The organism is Massilia sp. DJPM01, assembly GCF_030348125.1.
In the GTDB taxonomy this organism is placed as follows: domain Bacteria; phylum Pseudomonadota; class Gammaproteobacteria; order Burkholderiales; family Burkholderiaceae_D; genus Telluria_A; species Telluria_A frigida.
The window spans coordinates 1-583 of sequence record NZ_JAQOZV010000221.1 but is presented as its reverse complement, the minus strand read 5'-3'; the positions used below and the strand labels follow the sequence as shown (position 1 = coordinate 583).

Annotated in this window: 1 pseudogene; it reads left to right on the top strand. The window is 61.9% G+C overall.

Annotated elements, in window-relative coordinates:
• Positions 1–583 (top strand): annotated as a pseudogene (locus PO883_RS34770) (hypothetical protein); the annotation flags it as partial.

Sequence of the window (583 nt, the reverse complement as noted above, 5' to 3'; positions counted from 1 at the left end):
GTTCATCGCGTCGATCTCCAATGCCACCGGCAGCGTGCGCTACGAATACGAGCATGCCGCCGTACCCGGCCATGCGCCCATTGAAGGCATGGACCGCCTGGTCGGTGTGCACTTTCTCGACAGCTCTGGTGCGGAGATTTCCGCGCGCTCTTATCACTACGAAGACCCCAACGATCGCTTCCTGCTCACCGGAATCACCGATGAGCATGGCAAGCGCTTTGCCACGTATGCCTACAATGGCGAGGCGCAGGCCGTGCTGACGGAGCACGCCGGCGGTGCGCAGCGCTACACATTCGCCTATTCCAGCCCGACCAGCAGGATCGTGACCGATCCGCTCGGTAGCAGCCGCAGCATCGGCATCGCGTACGACGCCAATAACAAAAGCCAGATTACCGATGAAAGCCAACCCGCCGGCGCTGGCTGCGCCGCAAGTGCCAAGGCAAGCACCTACAGCGACAAAGGCGACGTGGCGAGCCGCACCGACTTCAATGGAAACAAAACCTGCTTCATCAGCGACCCCATCCGTGGAAACGAGCTGGCACGCACGAGCGGGCTGGCCAAAAATGCTGCATGCCCCGCGAGG